Raw genomic sequence first — 1,163 nt, 5'->3', positions numbered from 1 at the left:
CCCGCGCCCAAGGCGGCGCCGGTCGCGGCGGCTGCGTACGAAAGCGTGCCGCATTCCAGCATGCGCAAGGTCATCGCCCGCCGCCTGACGGAAGCGAAGTCCACCATTCCGCATTTCTATGTGGAAATGGATGTGCAACTGGACGCGCTGCTGGCGTTGCGCACCCAGATGAACGCGGCATCCCCCGCCGAAGGGCCGGGATCGTACAAGATTTCCGTCAATGACATGCTGGTCAAGGCGGCGGCGGTCACGCTGCGCCGGGTGCCGAAGGTCAACGTGTCCTACACGGAAGACGCGGTGCTGGTTTATAACGACGTGGACATTTCCGTCGCCGTTTCCATTCCCGATGGGCTGATCACCCCCATCGTGCGGCAGGCCGATACCAAGAGCCTGCGCCAGATCAGTCTGGAAACACGCGATCTCGTGGCGCGCGCGCGGGCGGGCAGGCTGAAGCCGGAGGAATTCCAGGGCGGCACCTTCTCCATCTCCAATATGGGGATGTACGGGGTGAAGTCCTTCTCCGCCATCATCAACCCGCCACAGGCCGCGATCCTGGCCATTGCCGCGGCCGAGCGCAGGCCAGTGGTCAGGGATGACGGGATCGCCATCGCCACTGTCCTGACCGTAACGCTGTCGGTCGATCATCGCGTGGTGGACGGCGCGCTGGCGGCGGAATGGGTTTCGGCCTTCCGCGCTGTTGTGGAAAACCCGATGAGCCTTGTGGTCTGAGGAAATGGTCCAGATGAGCACCACGCAATTTGATGTCATCGTTATCGGCGGTGGGCCGGGTGGCTATGTCGCGGCCATCCGTGCCGCGCAACTCGGGCTGCGCACCGCCGTGGTGGAGGCCGCCCAGCTTGGCGGCATCTGCCTCAACTGGGGCTGTATCCCGACCAAGGCGCTGCTGCGCGCGTCCGAAATCAACCATCTGCTGCATGATCTCGATGGCTTCGGGTTCGCGGCGGATAACATCCGGTTCGACTTCGCCAAGGTCATCAAACGCTCGCGCGATGTCTCGGCCCAGCTTTCCGCCGGGGTGAGCCACCTGCTGAAGAAGCACAAGGTCACGGTCATCAACGGCTTCGGCAGGCTGGCGGGTGTGCAGGGGGGCCAGCGCAAGGTTTCGGTCAGCCGTGATGGCGCGGAAACCGCCGTGCTGACCG

At 64.3% G+C, this 1,163-nt stretch carries 2 protein-coding genes; both read left to right on the top strand.

Annotated features, from left to right (window positions below):
* On the top strand, positions 1-729 hold a 729-nt coding region (locus JCM25156_RS17425; protein WP_025814160.1), incomplete at its 5' end, for a 2-oxo acid dehydrogenase subunit E2.
* A gap of 13 nt (positions 730-742) precedes the next feature.
* The coding region (locus JCM25156_RS25835) for an FAD-dependent oxidoreductase (RefSeq protein WP_148299419.1) at positions 743-1,163 on the top strand (421 nt) is incomplete at its 3' end.

The organism is Komagataeibacter kakiaceti JCM 25156, from assembly GCF_000613305.1.
The sequence above is the reverse complement of the archived record's forward strand: the minus strand, read 5'-3'. Positions and strand labels throughout refer to the sequence as shown.